The sequence below is a fragment of the Ruoffia sp. FAM 26254 genome, assembly GCF_045528545.1.
GTDB classification, from domain to species: Bacteria; Bacillota; Bacilli; order Lactobacillales; family Aerococcaceae; genus Ruoffia; species Ruoffia halotolerans.
This window is the reverse complement of record NZ_JBGQQY010000025.1, coordinates 13,090-28,386: the sequence shown is the minus strand read 5'-3', so window position 1 is coordinate 28,386 and position 15,297 is coordinate 13,090. Positions and strand designations below refer to the sequence as shown.

Here is a 15,297-nt window from a genome sequence, read left to right as displayed (position 1 = left end):
GAAGGTTCATTTAGTTAAAATCTACTTCGAGAACGCACTATTTTGTAGAAAAATTCCCAATTTTTCCAAGAACGATTAATTTATTCAAGAAACCAGCTTAAATTATAGAGGTATGAATTATTCAGGTATATTGAACATAATTAAATAATATCAAATAGGGGATGATAAGATGTTGAAGTCGATCAATAAGCTTCTTTTCAGGGACAGGTATGAAGCTTGGTGCTTTAAAGAAAGTAATCAAAAATCATGGTGTGCTATTACTTGCGCACTTCATTGTTGCGATTGGAAGTATTAATCCTGCGGTTTATTTAGCCTTAGTTAATGATTTTGGAAAAGAGAAAGACAAGACAGTCTTTGGTATTACCTCTTTGTTTGCCGAATACCATTAGTGCCGGTATTTATCTATAGTTTATCGTATGCTGATGGATGTGAATGGATGTTACTCGTTTCAACGCTGATTCCAGTGATTTTAGGAATAATACTTGGACATATCGTACAAGGGTTCCGTAAAATTTTCGGGACAGGAGTTGCAGCTTTACTACTTTTATTAGGATGGAATATTGGACAAGGTTAAAATTTAATTGAAGCTACGCAGTCCGGTTTAGTGGGATTACTATTTAGTTAACCTATACCAACTCTCACTTGACACAAAAGTATTGAAAAATAATGGAGTTGCTTCGCTTTCAAAGATGTCAGCAGCTGGAGCCTCGGTCAGAACGCCCACTGTTATAGGGGCAATGAAACCCGTGCTTATGGAATATGTCCTAAATGCGACCGCAAAACTACTAACAGTCGTGGTCGTTACAAGTCTCATGACACCGATTATTGTAAAAAGATATAAAGAAAATAACTTATAAAAAATCGTTAGATTCATCGATGAATCTAACGATTTTTTTATACAATCAAATGCGTCTGCACGTTCGTAATGAATCTATTTAAGAAATCATGATGTAAATCAGTTAAGTATAGTCGTGAAGAGTAAGCGATAAAAAAATCAACCGACATTAAGTCGAGGGAGATGGGATATAAATTATATTCTAAATCTTCCTGTAAAGTAGGCAAAGCACTTTCTGGGATAAAAGCAACGCCCGAACCGTGCTCTGCAAATTTTGAAACAGTATAAATATTTGTGGACTCTAAGACAATGTTAGGCGTGATACTATAGCGTTTTAAAAGGCGGTCAATTTGACGGCGAATTGCAGATCCACTTGATGTTAGCACCAAGTCTTGGCTTAATAATTTATCAATCGCAATTGTATTCGAGCTCAATTCAACAGAGCCACTGATATATAAATCCGAACTAGGTGGAATCACAGCATAATACCGATGGGTTCCACAAAGATGTGTTATCAACGAAGGGGAGACTGTCTCTGGATTTTGACCAATATAGAAATCAATCTCTTGATTCATTGCTTTCGCTTCACTGTTACTTGGTAAATCTTCTAGAATCGTTAACGTGACTTCGGGATGTGCTTGAACAAATTTTGGTAAAGTAATCGGTAAGATAAAGGTTGCGAGACTAGACAAGACACCAATACTGAGAGAAATGGGAGAATCTTCATTGTATTGAATTAACGTGTTTTTCAATTGATTTAATTCGGCATCTGAATTTTCCAAATATTGATAATACACTTTTCCTGCTTCAGTTAATTGTAGCTGAGGGCTTTTTCTATTAATGATTTCGGTGCCTAAGTCATCTTCGATTTTCTTAATAATTTGAGTGAGATAAGGTTGAGAAATGTACAGATCTTTGGCTGCTTTAGTGAATGAATTATGTTTGAGTAGCACATCAATGTATTGCAAGATATCTTGATAATTATTCAAAGTCATATGTTACACTTCTTTCTTATTGCTTTTTACTTATGATACCATAACTAAATAAATATTTCACAAATAGGTCATTAATATTTATTATATAGGTATAAAGTATTGAAGTTCATGAGCTAAATTTTTTACAATATCATGCTCATTTTGCCACATGCACAATGAATAGAAAGGGATTTTAAAGATGAAATTGATAGGAATTGTAGGTACAAACTCAGATCAGTCGACAAACCGCCAATTATTACAATATATTCAAAAGCATTTTAATTCACAAGCGGATATTGAACTCTGTGAAATTAAAGATTTACCTGCTTTTAATGAACCTAAAGAAAGAATTGCTCCAAAAGGCATTCAAGAAATATCAGATAAAATACTCGCCGCAGACGGCGTTATTATTAGTACCCCAGAATATGATCACACGATTACAGCTGCATTGAAAAGCTTACTAGAGTGGCTTTCATATACAACTCAGCCTTTATTAAACAAACCAGTGTTAATTACAGGAGCTTCCCTAGGCTCACTTGGGTCGTCACGAGCGCAAGCACATTTACGTCAGATTCTAGATGCGCCTGAACTTAAAGCGCGTATTATGCCGAGTTCTGAATTCCTATTAGGTCGTTCTAGCCAAGCTTTTGATGAGGAAGGTAATTTAAAAGACCAAACAAAAGTTGAAGAATTAGAAGAAGTTTTTGAAGAATTCGTCGAGTTTGTTGAAATAACAAATAAGTTATTAGAATCATCGTCTAAAATCAGAAAGAGTCAAATGTCATTTACTTGGAAATAATTAAGATATAGGAGGTAATTAATTATGAAATTTGTTGGAATTGTTGGAACAAACGCTGAGTTTTCTTATAACAGAATGTTACTTCATTATATGAAGGGACATTTTACTGATGTTGACATTGAAGTACTAGAAATTGATAAAGTGCCAATGTTTAACCAATCAGATGATCAAACAGACAGTGAAGTGATTCAAGAGTTAAACCAAAAAATTATGGAAGCTGATGGGGTCATTATTGCGACACCTGAACATAATCACTCGATTCCATCTGCGTTAAAAAGTACTTTAGAATGGCTATCTTTCAAAGTGCACCCGTTCGATGGTAAACCTGTGATGATTGTCGGTGCATCTTATGATGTTCAAGGATCGTCACGTTCGCAACTTCATTTACGCCAAGTCCTTGACGCACCAGGTGTGAATGCGACAGTAATGCCGGGAAGTGAATTTCTACTAGGACGTGTGCATGAAGTCTTTGATGAAAACGAGCAATTAAAAGATGAAGGAACCATTAAATTCTTAGAAAGTTGCTTCAAAAAATTCGTCCGCTTTACTGATGTGGCGAACTTATTGAATATTCCTGAAGAAATCGAATTTATACCAGGGGAATACTCAGTAACAACACCTGGGCATAATGGTGATTTACCAATGGTGGTTCGCTTATCAAAGAACCGTATTGAAGCGATTGAAATTGATACTGAAGGCGAGTCAGCAGGAATTGCGGATGTTGTATTCACACGTATTCCAGAAGAAATTCTAGACGGTCAAACGTTAAACGTTGACGTTATTTCTGGCGCAACAGTGACAAGTAAAGGGGTTATTGATGGAGTAGCTACTGCGGTTGAATTAGCTGGAGCAGATGCAGAAGTTATGAGAAAACGTCGTCGAGTAACGCAACAACCTCAAGAAGAACCACTTGAAATCACAACTGACGTGGTTGTTATTGGTGGTGGGGGAGCGGGATTAAGTGCAGCCGCAAGTACACTTCAAGAAAGCAAAAAAGTAACATTGCTTGAAAAATTCCCATCGATTGGTGGTAACACAGTTAGAACGGGTGGACCAATGAATGCGGCCAACCCTGTCTGGCAAAATGGGATGACAGCTTTAGCCGGTGAAGATACAACGTTAAAAGGCATTCTTGAGCTGGATGAAGCAGAAATCCACGAGGAATACCGTGAAGACTTTAATATGCTTAAAGAACAAATTCAAGACTATTTCAACCAAGTTGATGGGAAAGAAGAATTTTTATTTGATTCAACTTTATGGCATCGAATTCAAACATATCTAGGTGGTAAACGACATGACCTAGAAGGCAATGAAGCTTACGGAAACTATGATTTAGTGAAGACGTTAACGGATAATGTCTTAGACTCAGTTCACTGGTTAGAAGATATCGGGGTTGAATTCGATAAAGAGAATGTCCAAATGCCAGTGGGAGCGAACTGGAGAAGAGGTCACAAACCGAAAGAGAATGAAGGATTTGCTTATGTTGATGCCCTTCAGAAATACGTACTTGCTCACGATGGAGAGATTATAACAGATACGTCAGTGGAAGAATTAATCGTTGAAGACGGTAAAGTTGTCGGCTTAATTGCTAATGGACCCAACAAGCGCAAAGTTATCGTTCATGCAGACTCAGTCGTTCTTGCTTCAGGTGGATTTGGTTCAAACACGAAGATGCTTCAAAAATATAATACATATTGGGCTGAGATTGCGGATGATATTAAAACATCGAATTCACCTGCTATTACGGGTGACGGTATTCGTTTAGGTGAGAGTGTTGGCGCAGATTTAGTTGATATGGGTTATATTCAAATGTTACCAACAACCGATCCAAATACTGGAGCGCTATTCTCAGGGCTACAAGTGCCTCCTGCAAACTTTATTATGGTGAACCAAGAAGGTAAACGATTCGTTAACGAATATGGAAGTCGAGATGAGTTATCTAAAGCAGCAATCGATAACGGTGGACTATTCTACTTAATCGCAGATGAGAACATCAAAGGTACTGCCATGAATACCAATGATGAGAAGATTGAGAAAGAAGTCGAGCAAGGCGTTTTATTCCGAGCAGATACACTTGAAGAATTAGCTGAGATGATTGGTATGGAGCCATCGGTATTAGTTGATACAATTCATAAATATAATTCGTATGTAGATGTCGGGGAAGATCCAGAGTTTCATAAAGGAGCATTTGAATATAAAGTTGAGAAAGCACCATTCTATGCAACACCAAGAAAACCTGCGGTCCATCATACAATGGGTGGATTAAAAATCGACTCAAATACACATGTATTGACTAAAGACGGCGATATTATTCCGGGTCTATATGCTACCGGTGAAGTTGCGGGCGGAATTCATGCCGGAAACCGTCTTGGTGGGAATGCATTATCGGATATCTTTACGTTCGGGCGCATTGCTGGTAAGAATGCCTCACATTTAGCATAAAGCACTGAGTTTCAAAATATTTTACTTCAGAGTAGGATGTTTGTTAAATCTTCAATATACTAGTGTGGAATAAGAATATGGAGGTATGTTACATGGTTTGGATCCAAATTGCGGTTATTGTCAAAAAGGTGAATGATTAGATGAGTTTGGCTATCTTGTAGGTGAGCTGGAAACGTCATTGGTTATTATTTTCCGTGAGCAAAGTCACCCAGGTCGTACCATTGTTGCGTAAAAAGATCACGTGAGTGAAATGGTCGATATTACAGACGAAGAGCGAAATAACTACTTTGCTGATATATCTAAAGTTGCTAAAGCAATGTATAAACTTTTTCCACCAGATAAAATTTACTATGGTGTTTACGGCGACAGTGGTTCGCATCTTCACTTCCATGTTGTACCTAAATATGAAGGCGAATTTGAGTGGTGAACACGCTTTGCGATGAATCAAGGTGAAACATTCCTCGATGAAGAAGCATACGAGAAGATGGCTTCTGATCTTCGTAAAGAATTAGAAATTTAATGATATTTTATGAGGTTAGATGCTGACATTCTGTCGATTGTCTTGGCTCATGTTTTATGGGAAAATATTAGCAAGTGTGAGCGTCACTTCACTCTAGCTTAATATAAAAGTGCTATAATAGACTAAATATTCAAATAGGAGTGAAACGAATGGCAATAGACAAAGAACTCATTAAAGATGATTTATATCAAGCGGTCAACGGAGAATGGCTTGAAACGGCTGTAATTCCAGATGACAAATCGTCAACCGGAGGCTTTATGAATCTGCGTGATGGCGTAGAGGAATTATTAATGACTGATCTGGAAAAGATGGTTGCTGGAGAAATTGAATTAACAAACGATGAACAAGTTGAAATGCTTAAGTATTACAAACAAGCGATGGATTTCGACAAACGCAATGCGCTTGGGGAGACACCTATTCAACCTTTACTAGAAAAGTTAAAAGCTTTAGAATCTATTCAAGACTTGCAGACACTTGCACCAGAGTGGGCACGTTACAGCTTACCTTTACCTTTCTCATTAGGCATTGGGCCGGATATGAAAGATACATCCACATACATCTTAGGTTTATCTGTGCCGGGTACGATTTTGCCAGATACAACATATTACCAAGATGGTAATGAAGCGGGAGAGCGCTTGTTAGTGGTGTATAAAGATATGAGTCAAAAGGTTCTTGAATTAATGGGATTTGAGTCAGTTGAAGCTGCAAACTTAGTTGAACAAGCAGTTGAGTTCGATGCTTTATTTATTCCACATATGAAAAGTTCGGAAGAATTAGCGGATTATACGATTACATACAACCCACGTACAGCAGAGGAGATCAAAAACTACTCACAAGACTTTGACTTCTTAGCTTTATTCAAAGAACTTATCGGTCAAGATATTGATAAAGCCATTGTTTCTGAGCCAGATTTTTTTGAAGCTTTCCATGGCATTGTTAATAATGAACAGATTGAATTACTCAGAGCGTGGATGATTGTGAATTTAGCCAACAGCCAAACTACAATGTTATCTGAAGAGATTCGTCAAGCGGGAAGTCTATATCAATTGGCTTTGTCGGGAAGTCCTAAGACACAAAGTGCCGAAAAGCATGCTTATTATTTTGCAATTAATACGTTTAGTCAAGTAGTTGGAGGTTATTACGGCAAGAAATACTTTGGAGAGAAAGCTCGTCAAGACGTGCGCGAGATGGTTGAAGCGATGATCCAAGTCTATCAAAATCGTTTGAAAGCAAATACGTGGCTGACACCGGAAACGATTGACCTAGCGATTAAGAAATTGGATGCGTTGGATATTTTTGTTGGATACCCTGATACATATCCAGCGATTTTCACTCAGTTAAAAGTTGATGAAGATGCGAGTTTTTATGCAAATACTGCGACCTTTACTCGTCAGTTTAATGAACGTGATTTTGCACGTTGGAATACGGAAGTAGACCGTACTGAATGGGGCATGAGTGCTGCAACTGTGAATGCTTACTTCCATCCGAACCACAATTTAATTTGTTTTCCTGCTGCGATTTTACAAGCGCCGTTCTATAATGTGAATCAATCTCGTAGTGAAAATTACGGAGGAATTGGGGCAGTGATTGCTCATGAGGTGTCGCATGCGTTTGATAATAATGGAGCAAAATTTGACGCACAAGGAAATATGAATAATTGGTGGACAGAAGCAGATCTGGAAGCCTTTGATCAAAGAGCGCAAGCGATGATTAAGCAATGGGATGGCATTGAATTTGCGGGTGGAAAAGTAAACGGTAAATTGACTGTCTCAGAAAATATCGCCGATGGCGGTGGCTTAACTGCAGCGCTAGAAGCAACAAAACAAGAAGATGATGCGAACTTAGCAGAATTCTTTATGAACTGGGCGCGTATTTGGAGCTTGAAAGCCCGTCCTGAGTACCAACAACTACTTCTTTCGATTGATGTTCACTCGCCAGCAGAATTACGTGCGAACATCCAAGTGCGTAATATGGATGAGTTTTATGAAACATTTGATGTTAAAGAAGGCGACAAAATGTATTTTGCACCAGAAGACCGCGTTGTAATATGGTAAGATTATATTAGCAAGAGATGACTTCCCTTATGACTGTGAAATATATTTTATTTCATAGTCATGAAGGGTATTTTTGTTTATAATGAGTAGACTATGAACATGTGGAAGGGGAAAATAAATGAGTTATCAAGCACTTTACCGGGTTTGGCGCCCGCAAACATTTGACGAGATGGTTGGACAACCCATTATTAAAGAAACACTAAAAAATGCCATCAAATCGATTCATATTAGTCACGCTTATTTATTCACTGGACCGCGTGGAACAGGTAAGACCAGTGCTGCTAAGATTCTAGCAAAAGCGATTAACTGTCCGAACCAAACGGATGGAAACCCATGTAATAACTGTGACATGTGTCGCTTAATTACCGAAGGTCAGTTAGGTGATGTGGTTGAAATTGATGCCGCGTCAAATAATGGGGTAGATGAAATCCGTGAATTACGTGAGAACGTTCGCTATGCAGCTAGCCAAGCTCGTTATAAAGTATATATTATTGATGAGGTTCATATGCTTACGACAGCAGCCTTTAATGCTCTGTTGAAGACATTGGAAGAACCGCCTGAGCAAGTGGTATTTATCCTAGCGACGACCGAAGCCCATAAGATTCCAGCTACAATCCTGTCGCGTACGCAACGATTTGACTTCCAACTTTATACAGATCAAGAGTTAATTGGAAGAATGGAAGAGATTCTTAACCATGACAACATCGACTATGACGAAGAAGCTTTAGCAATCATTGCGCGTTCAGCTAATGGTGGAATGCGTGACACCGTAAGTTTACTTGACCAAGCGATTTCTTTTAATACGGAAGAAGTGACTGTTGAAACCGCACTTGAGGTGTCAGGAAGCTTAAACCAAATGGCTTTATTAAACTATATTCAAACGGTTTACCGTCAAAATATTGAAGAGGCCTTAGAAATCGTCAATGACCAACTACAAAAAGGGAAACAAGCGGCCCGCTTTATTGATGAAGTAATCTTATTCAGTCGTGATATGTTACTAACTTTACATATTAAGCAAAACCAAACACTCCTTAGCGAGCAAGAAATTCAACCTTTACGTGAAGAAGTTCCCGCAAATTTCTATTATATACTCATTGATACATTGAATGAAACACAAGGAAAAATGCGTTTTAGTACCTCACCAAACTTATATATTGAAGTGATGACGATTCAATTAGCCCAAACGGATAAAAAACAATTGGTGAGCGGTAGGCAACAAGCTAATACTGCTAGCGCACCCAATGAAGCAGTTAATGGCGCTTTAATGGATACAGTGCGTCAGTTGGAAGAAAAACTTGCGGCCTTGTCCCAACAAGTGCAAAGTCAGGATAAATTAATTCGTGCTTACTTAGAGAACCAGCCGACTAATCAAGGTGTCCAACCGATTAATCAAGAAGGTAACGGGGAACTGACTAATGATGCGAAGCCAGTGGCCGAAGAAGCACCGAAAGTCCCACGTAAACGACCCGCTCGCCAACAAGCGCGCTATAAATTGAGATTAAATCATGTATACCGTGTATTGAATACCGCGACACATCAACATATTCGTTTGATGAAAGAGCATTGGCCAGCGGTCTTAGGTGAATTGTCACCTCAACAACGAGCAAAATTCTTTGAAACAGAACCTTTAGCAGCCGGTGAAGGCAGTGCCTTAATTAGCTTTCCGAATCCAGCCTATGCTGGAGACGTTCAACACGACCATGAACTAATGAAGTTCATTGAAGAAACTGTCGAGCAAAAAACTGGCATGTCAATGAAAATCATACTCATCTTAGCAAGTGAATGGGCGGATGTCCGTAAGAACTATGCGATGTTACGTAAGAAAAATAACGGCGCACCGATTCCAATTGAAGAAGATGAAACTGACGACGTAGAAGAAACCGTCGAAGTCGAGACAATAGCTGAAAGTGAAGTGCCAGATAACCAAACTGATACAGAGGAAGTCGTTGACGAGCAAGCAACATCTACTCAAGAAGTGTCTGAAAAGACACAAGAAACGCCTGTTAGAGAAGAGAGTCAGGAAGCTCCAGCAAAAGAGCTCCAAGAATCAAATCATTCGATGGATTCACTTGAAGCGTCTTTGCCGAATTCGACGAGAAGTATTGATGACATCTTCTCGCAAGAAGGATCACCCAGTCATCGCACTAGGGAATTAGATAATAATGAACCCGAAGAAGAGGAAGGACCCCCTGAGATTGTGAGCAAAGCCATCGAATTGTTCGGTGAAGAGAATGTAAATATTTATTATGATCGTTAAAGATATGAGAGGAGGTATTGAATATGAATAATAAAAAGATTGATACAAGAGATTTAACTCAGATGGCTACGTATGCTGCCTTAATTGTCTTGGCAATTTATATGATTCGAATCCCAATGCCATCAGCAATTAGCAATACGTTTGTCCATCCAGGGAACGCCTTAGTGATATTAGCTATATTGTTTATGGGCTTTAAAAAGGGAACCATCGCCGCTTTACTTGGCTTAGCGATTTTTGATATTACGTCCGGTTATTTACCAGTCGTACTTTTCACCTTAATTGAGAACTTTATCGTTCTATTAGTGGTAGAATGCATCTTTCGTTACGTGTTTCATTACGATAACCGAATGCGAAACATTATCACACTAGGTATTGTCGGAGCAGTGACTAAGATTGTGGTGATATTTTTCAAATATATCATCCAACAATTGATGTTAGGTTCAATCCTTGGTGGCGCAGTGGCTAGCGCGATTTCAGCACTGCCAGCTTCTTTATTTACTGGCGTTGTCACAGCTATTCTAGTCCCGTTACTATATTGGCCAATAAAGCCGGTCTTTAACCGTTTTAAATAAAATACTTAAATAAAACCCGTTTAGTTTAGGCCTTGTCAATATCTGACAAGAAATAAGCTAAATGGTTTTTTTAGTATAGTATTTTGAAAATTATAGCAATAATATTGTTAATCTAGGAATAAGGGAAGCCTTTATAGATTATTATATGAAAAATGCCGTTGGTAGTCCGAAAAATATCAGATTATGTTATAATAGAGCTAAGCATTTAAGCTTATTTTGTTTGTGCAAAAATGACAGAATGATGCATAAAAAGAAAGATAAGATGAATCGTTTGACGAGCGGATGAAATCATTGGCTCTACCGCACTAACATAAGTGAGATAAACATTATATTAGTATATATAATGAACAAAATTAAAAGTGAGAGGCCGAGTGAGCGAATATTTAAGTAAAATATTGCTCGCCCAGAAAGCACAAAAAGGAGATATATTTATGAAAATGGGAAACATGCAAGGTATGATGCAAAAAATGCAAAAGATGCAAAAAGATATGGAGAAAGAACAAAAAGCGATTGAAACGTCAATTTTTGAAGCATCTGATAACAATAAATTAGTAACAGTTAAAGTAACTGGAGCAAAACGTATCGTTGAATTAGAAATCAAAGAAGATTTAGTGGATCCAGAAGATATCGATATGTTACAAGACTTAGTCATTGTGACTGTGAACGATGCTTTAGCACAAGTTGATAAAGCAACTGAACAACGTTTAGGGAAATTCACTCAAGGATTAAACTTACCGTTTTAGTAGAAAGTAGGAGACTGTATGCAATATCCAGCGCCGATTGCGAAGTTGATTAATTCCTTTACGAAATTACCAGGGATTGGAGCAAAGTCAGCCGCAAGACATGCTTTCTATGTGCTTGATATGAACGAAGCAGATGTTTTGGAATTTGCACAAAACTTAATTAACGCAAAGCGTGACTTAACGCATTGCAGTATTTGTGGAAATATTACAGACTCTGATCCATGTATTGTATGTACGGATGAAAGTCGTGACCGTAGCCAAGTGCTTGTTGTAGAAGATACTAGAGATGTCATGTCAATGGAACGAATGCAAGAATTCCGTGGCCTGTACCATGTGTTAGGTGGCGTTTTGTCACCGATGGAAGGAACAGGGCCAGAGGATTTAAATATCCCAAGTTTAATTAAACGACTTGAGGATGAGACAATTAAAGAAGTGATTATAGCGACCAATGCTACCGCTGAAGGTGAAGCGACGGCGATGTACTTATCACGCTTAATCAAACCTGCCGGGATTAAAGTAACACGTCTGGCCCACGGCTTATCTGTAGGTAGTGATATTGAATACGCAGATGAAATGACTTTATTTAGAGCCATTGAAGGTAGGCGTGAGTTATAAATGAGTTGGAGTGTAGAGATGACTAAAGGAAAATTTATCTCACTTGAAGGACCTGATGGCTCAGGTAAGACAAGTGTAGTAAGAACACTAAAAGAAATGTTAGAGGCATCTGGGTACGATGTATTAACAACGAGAGAACCTGGTGGGAGCCCCATTGCGGAACGTATCCGAGAAGTGATTCTAGATGTGGATAATACCGCTATGGATGCAAGAACAGAGGCTTTACTATTCGCTGCGAGTCGTCGTCAACATTTAATAGAGACGATTTTACCAGCCTTAGAAAAAGGCCAAATCGTTATTACAGACCGATTTGTAGATAGCTCTATTGCATATCAAGGCATTGCGCGAGGCATTCCAGTTGAAGATATTTGGGCGATTAACAAATTTGGGATTGAAGACCATATGCCTGATTTAACATTGCTCATTGATGTCTCAGCAGAAGTTGGTTTGGAGCGTATTTATAAAGCCCAAGGCCAACGTCAATTTGACCGCTTAGATCAAGAGAGTATTGATTTCCACCAAATGGTGCGAGAAGCTTTCTTGAATTTTGAAAAAGAGAATGAACGAATTATATTAGTGAGCGGCAACCAAAGTGTTGAAGAGGTTGCACAAGAGTGTATCGCAATATTAAAAGACAAGGAACTTATAGATTGAGAGGAGGATCATCATGAAATTAGTCATTGCAATTGTACAAGACCAGGATGAAGCTGTATTAGGAAATGCGTTTCGTGAGGCCAATATTTCCGCTACTAAATTAAGTAGTACAGGTGGATTTTTAAAACACGGAAATACGACCTTTTTAGTTGGAGTGGAAGACGATAACGTTGATAAAGTCTTAGATATTATTCGCGATTGTTCAGAGCAAAGAGATCAAGTCGTTGCTTACCCAGCGAACTTAGATATGAACTTAGACGTCGCAACGTCATTTCCGATGAAAGTTGAAGTAGGTGGAGCGATTGTATTCGTATTACCAATTGATAGTTTCTACCGATTCTAGTCTAGAGGTGTCTATATGGGGCAATTAAGTCATTATTTTTATGAATTAATTCACCAAAACCGACTCGTGCATGGCTATGTATTTACGGGTGATGATTATGAAAGTAAAGAGCATGTCTCAACCGAACTGATTAAAGCATTAGGTTGTTTGAATAAGGATGAGGTAGGTCAACCTTGTGGCGTATGTGAACATTGTCAAAAGGCACAAAATCATCAATTAGCTGACGTCGTTTCAATTCAACCGGACGGGCAATCCATTCGAGTGAATCAAATTCGTGAACTGAAAGAATGGTTATCAACCAGTCCGATTGAAAGTAACTTCAAGTTAGCAATCATTGAAAGTGCTGAAACAATGAACCCTTCGAGTGCGAATGCCTTACTGACCTTTTTAGAAGAACCTGTTGAAGGAGTTTACTTAGTTCTTTATACTCAAGACAAAAGTAATCTGCTGCCAACGATTCAATCCCGTGTTCAAAGTGTTCACTTTCCAAGAGCGAATGTAAGTGATCGAGTAGCTTACTATATTGAAACTGGGGTATCCGAGGCGCATGCCCGTATTTTCGCAAAGATGTCTTCGGAAACTGCCCAAAGACTTGTGAGCGATTATGAAGAAGCAGACGTAACGAATTGGTTTAAATCGTTGAATTATTTTTATTCAACACTGGCTCATCGGAATCTTCATGCAGTGATCTTAGTTCAAACCCAACTAAAAAACTCCTTGAGTGTTCAACAGGCTTTAGACGGTATGGATTATTTATTAATCTTAAATCATAGTATGTTGAGAATATTGTCAAATACTGAAATAGAGAATTTAACCCAAGCTTATTTTATTAACGAAGTGATTAAAACGAAACAACCGTCGCTAGCACATATTTTAGAATTAAATGATTTGATTCTTGAGACGAAACAACGATTACAGGCAAATGTTGCGCCTCAGTTAGCTACGGAACGCCTTGCTATCTTAGCAAGTCAATAATATATACGAAGAAGAGAGGGTGTGCCAAACAATGAGAGACAAAAATAATTACTTAGAAATGTTTGATGAAGCAGAGACACATTTGCTTCAGTTAAGTGATACAGTGGCACAGCTGAGAGAAGTCATTGACAACTTAGTTGAGGAAAACAATAAACTACGTATGAGTAACAATGATTTGAAAAGTCTGTTAATTAAATTTCAAACAGACGCTCAAGAAGACGTGACTGAAGGGGAAGAGGATAGTCAGACAAGTAGTGGGCGTGAGAGTCTTCTAGGCTTTTATAACGAAGGGATTCATGTGTGTCATGAGTTTTTTGGATCACGTCGTTCTTCTAATGAGCAATGTCTGTTCTGTCAGGAAATTCTAGAACGCTTAGGAAATCGTTCATAACATACATTTTTGAGGAGGCTTGTTCATGGATGTTCAAAATAAATCTCAACTCGTTCATTCAACTGAACGAGTTGATTCATTTTTAGGTGGAAAGTTAGGTATTATTCAAAGTACAGAGTATTTTACTTTATCAGTGGATGCTTTATTGCTAGCAAACTTCATTAAATTACCTAAAGGAAATAAATTTAAATACTTGGATTTTTGTAGTGGCAATGGGGTCATCCCACTACTTCTGTCCCATCGAACAGAGGCACCATTAAACGGTATTGAACTGCAGGAACCTTTAGTAGATATGGCAAGACGCAGTGCGAAGTGGAATGGTAAAGAGGACCAAATTACCTTTGTTCAAGGAGATATTAATGATCTTAAACATACACAAGGGCAATTATATGACATTATTAGTTGTAATCCACCGTACTTTCTAGCAGAAAGTAGTAATGCGACCCACCGTTTGACAAGTCATGCTTTAGCGCGTCATGAATTGATGCTGACGATGGAACAATGGGTCAAAAAGGCAAGTCAAATTATGCGAGAAAAAGGTAAGTTATTTATCGTTCACCGTCCGAGCCGTTTGGATGATTTAATCGAAACATTGCTAAATCACCATTTCAGTATTCACCGTATTCAGTTTATTCATCCGAAGAAAGACATGAATGCGAATGGTGTCTTAATTGAAGCGATATATCGTGGAGGACGTCGCGGTGTGAAGATTGAACCGGTAATTGTTGTTCATGAAGATAACAATGAATATACACCGATATTGATGGCGATGTATAATGGCGAGTAAACAGGCATATTATTTCTACGTCTTATTCTGTCAAGACGGCACGCTATACGGAGGTTATACCGTTGACTTAGCTAACCGCTTGGCTACCCATAATGCGGGTAAGGGAGCGAAATATACCCGTGTTCGCAAACGACTTCCGGTTCGCATGATCTATGCGGAACGTTGGGAGAGCAAGTCGTTAGCAATGAGTGCTGAAGCAAAATTTAAACGATTAACCCGCCCCCAAAAGGAAAAATACTTAAAAGAGCATGGACAAGCAGATGTTAGAAGCCAACAACTTGTCTTTGTAAATAAATTTACCGATAATAAAGACGAAGAGCCAATAGAGGAGTAGGA

General features: G+C 38.4%; 17 protein-coding genes and 1 pseudogene. 17 read left to right on the top strand and 1 reads right to left on the bottom strand.

Going from position 1 to position 15,297, the window contains the following annotated elements; all coding sequences use genetic code 11:
- The first annotated feature begins 209 nt into the window (after positions 1-209).
- The 3 genes and pseudogenes from ACEN3Z_RS07350 to ACEN3Z_RS07340 all read left to right on the top strand — a co-directional run.
- Positions 210-389, top strand: coding sequence for a hypothetical protein (locus tag ACEN3Z_RS07350; protein ID WP_138403906.1), 180 nt, complete (start codon positions 210-212; stop codon positions 387-389).
- Positions 389-574 (top strand): 2-keto-3-deoxygluconate permease, encoded by a 186-nt coding sequence (locus ACEN3Z_RS07345; protein WP_268951492.1) that lies wholly within the window; start codon positions 389-391, stop codon positions 572-574. The genes ACEN3Z_RS07350 and ACEN3Z_RS07345 overlap by 1 nt, the downstream gene beginning before the upstream one ends.
- 70 nt (positions 575-644) lie before the next feature.
- Positions 645-857, top strand: a pseudogene (locus tag ACEN3Z_RS07340) (2-keto-3-deoxygluconate permease); the annotation flags it as partial.
- A 37-nt stretch (positions 858-894) separates the two neighbouring features.
- Here ACEN3Z_RS07340 and ACEN3Z_RS07335 read toward each other — a convergent pair.
- On the bottom strand, positions 895-1,830 hold the full coding sequence (locus tag ACEN3Z_RS07335; RefSeq protein WP_138403903.1) for a LysR family transcriptional regulator: 936 nt from the start codon (positions 1,828-1,830) through the stop codon (positions 895-897).
- Positions 1,831-2,008: 178 nt separating this feature from the next.
- On the opposite strand from ACEN3Z_RS07335, the gene ACEN3Z_RS07330 reads away from it, so the two are divergent.
- From ACEN3Z_RS07330 to ACEN3Z_RS07265, 14 genes are all read left to right on the top strand, one after another.
- Entirely contained in the window at positions 2,009-2,608 is a 600-nt protein-coding gene (locus ACEN3Z_RS07330; RefSeq protein ID WP_407090329.1) for an NADPH-dependent FMN reductase, read from the top strand.
- Between the two features lie 24 nt (positions 2,609-2,632).
- On the top strand, positions 2,633-5,050 hold the full coding sequence (locus tag ACEN3Z_RS07325; protein WP_138403901.1) for a flavocytochrome c: 2,418 nt from the start codon (positions 2,633-2,635) through the stop codon (positions 5,048-5,050).
- 241 nt (positions 5,051-5,291) lie between these two features.
- The gene (locus tag ACEN3Z_RS07320) at positions 5,292-5,477 is read left to right on the top strand and encodes an HIT domain-containing protein (protein WP_328590763.1); all 186 of its coding nucleotides are present in this window, start codon (positions 5,292-5,294) and stop codon (positions 5,475-5,477) included.
- A gap of 242 nt (positions 5,478-5,719) precedes the next feature.
- Positions 5,720-7,624 carry a M13 family metallopeptidase gene (locus ACEN3Z_RS07315; protein WP_407090328.1) on the top strand — a complete coding sequence of 635 codons (1,905 nt, stop codon included), beginning with the start codon at positions 5,720-5,722 and terminating at the stop codon, positions 7,622-7,624.
- 118 nt (positions 7,625-7,742) lie between these two features.
- Positions 7,743-9,881 (top strand): DNA polymerase III subunit gamma/tau, encoded by a 2,139-nt coding sequence (dnaX, locus tag ACEN3Z_RS07310; protein ID WP_407090327.1) that lies wholly within the window; start codon positions 7,743-7,745, stop codon positions 9,879-9,881.
- A gap of 23 nt (positions 9,882-9,904) precedes the next feature.
- On the top strand, positions 9,905-10,453 hold the full coding sequence (locus ACEN3Z_RS07305) for an ECF transporter S component (RefSeq protein WP_407090326.1): 549 nt from the start codon (positions 9,905-9,907) through the stop codon (positions 10,451-10,453).
- Positions 10,454-10,890: 437 nt separating this feature from the next.
- Positions 10,891-11,196 carry a YbaB/EbfC family nucleoid-associated protein gene (locus ACEN3Z_RS07300; protein ID WP_407090331.1) on the top strand — a complete coding sequence of 102 codons (306 nt, stop codon included), beginning with the start codon at positions 10,891-10,893 and terminating at the stop codon, positions 11,194-11,196.
- A gap of 18 nt (positions 11,197-11,214) precedes the next feature.
- Positions 11,215-11,811 carry a recombination mediator RecR gene (recR, locus tag ACEN3Z_RS07295; RefSeq protein WP_138403897.1) on the top strand — a complete coding sequence of 199 codons (597 nt, stop codon included), beginning with the start codon at positions 11,215-11,217 and terminating at the stop codon, positions 11,809-11,811.
- An 18-nt stretch (positions 11,812-11,829) separates the two neighbouring features.
- Positions 11,830-12,465 carry a dTMP kinase gene (gene tmk / locus ACEN3Z_RS07290; RefSeq protein ID WP_407090325.1) on the top strand — a complete coding sequence of 212 codons (636 nt, stop codon included), beginning with the start codon at positions 11,830-11,832 and terminating at the stop codon, positions 12,463-12,465.
- Positions 12,466-12,478: 13 nt separating this feature from the next.
- Positions 12,479-12,808: a cyclic-di-AMP receptor gene (locus ACEN3Z_RS07285; RefSeq protein ID WP_338486704.1), complete on the top strand. Its 330-nt coding sequence runs from the start codon at positions 12,479-12,481 to the stop codon at positions 12,806-12,808.
- A gap of 15 nt (positions 12,809-12,823) precedes the next feature.
- The gene (locus ACEN3Z_RS07280; protein WP_407090324.1) at positions 12,824-13,783 is read left to right on the top strand and encodes a hypothetical protein; all 960 of its coding nucleotides are present in this window, start codon (positions 12,824-12,826) and stop codon (positions 13,781-13,783) included.
- 31 nt (positions 13,784-13,814) lie between these two features.
- On the top strand, positions 13,815-14,174 hold the full coding sequence (locus ACEN3Z_RS07275; protein WP_338486702.1) for an initiation control protein YabA: 360 nt from the start codon (positions 13,815-13,817) through the stop codon (positions 14,172-14,174).
- A 25-nt stretch (positions 14,175-14,199) separates the two neighbouring features.
- Entirely contained in the window at positions 14,200-14,961 is a 762-nt protein-coding gene (locus tag ACEN3Z_RS07270; RefSeq protein ID WP_407090323.1) for a tRNA1(Val) (adenine(37)-N6)-methyltransferase, read from the top strand.
- Positions 14,951-15,295 carry a GIY-YIG nuclease family protein gene (locus tag ACEN3Z_RS07265; protein ID WP_138403891.1) on the top strand — a complete coding sequence of 115 codons (345 nt, stop codon included), beginning with the start codon at positions 14,951-14,953 and terminating at the stop codon, positions 15,293-15,295. The genes ACEN3Z_RS07270 and ACEN3Z_RS07265 overlap by 11 nt, the downstream gene beginning before the upstream one ends.
- Positions 15,296-15,297 lie beyond the last annotated feature (2 nt).

Coding starts and splice junctions, on each gene's coding strand:
- ACEN3Z_RS07300 (WP_407090331.1), top strand. CDS start 10,891: ATGGGAAACATGCAAGGTATGATGCAAAAAATGCAAAAGATGCAAAAA.
- ACEN3Z_RS07280 (WP_407090324.1), top strand. CDS start 12,824: ATGGGGCAATTAAGTCATTATTTTTATGAATTAATTCACCAAAACCGA.
- dnaX (WP_407090327.1), top strand. CDS start 7,743: ATGAGTTATCAAGCACTTTACCGGGTTTGGCGCCCGCAAACATTTGAC.
- recR (WP_138403897.1), top strand. CDS start 11,215: ATGCAATATCCAGCGCCGATTGCGAAGTTGATTAATTCCTTTACGAAA.
- ACEN3Z_RS07265 (WP_138403891.1), top strand. CDS start 14,951: ATGGCGAGTAAACAGGCATATTATTTCTACGTCTTATTCTGTCAAGAC.
- ACEN3Z_RS07330 (WP_407090329.1), top strand. CDS start 2,009: ATGAAATTGATAGGAATTGTAGGTACAAACTCAGATCAGTCGACAAAC.
- ACEN3Z_RS07305 (WP_407090326.1), top strand. CDS start 9,905: ATGAATAATAAAAAGATTGATACAAGAGATTTAACTCAGATGGCTACG.
- ACEN3Z_RS07325 (WP_138403901.1), top strand. CDS start 2,633: ATGAAATTTGTTGGAATTGTTGGAACAAACGCTGAGTTTTCTTATAAC.
- ACEN3Z_RS07335 (WP_138403903.1), bottom strand. CDS start 1,830: ATGACTTTGAATAATTATCAAGATATCTTGCAATACATTGATGTGCTA.
- ACEN3Z_RS07285 (WP_338486704.1), top strand. CDS start 12,479: ATGAAATTAGTCATTGCAATTGTACAAGACCAGGATGAAGCTGTATTA.
- ACEN3Z_RS07315 (WP_407090328.1), top strand. CDS start 5,720: ATGGCAATAGACAAAGAACTCATTAAAGATGATTTATATCAAGCGGTC.
- tmk (WP_407090325.1), top strand. CDS start 11,830: ATGACTAAAGGAAAATTTATCTCACTTGAAGGACCTGATGGCTCAGGT.
- ACEN3Z_RS07350 (WP_138403906.1), top strand. CDS start 210: ATGAAGCTTGGTGCTTTAAAGAAAGTAATCAAAAATCATGGTGTGCTA.
- ACEN3Z_RS07275 (WP_338486702.1), top strand. CDS start 13,815: ATGAGAGACAAAAATAATTACTTAGAAATGTTTGATGAAGCAGAGACA.
- ACEN3Z_RS07270 (WP_407090323.1), top strand. CDS start 14,200: ATGGATGTTCAAAATAAATCTCAACTCGTTCATTCAACTGAACGAGTT.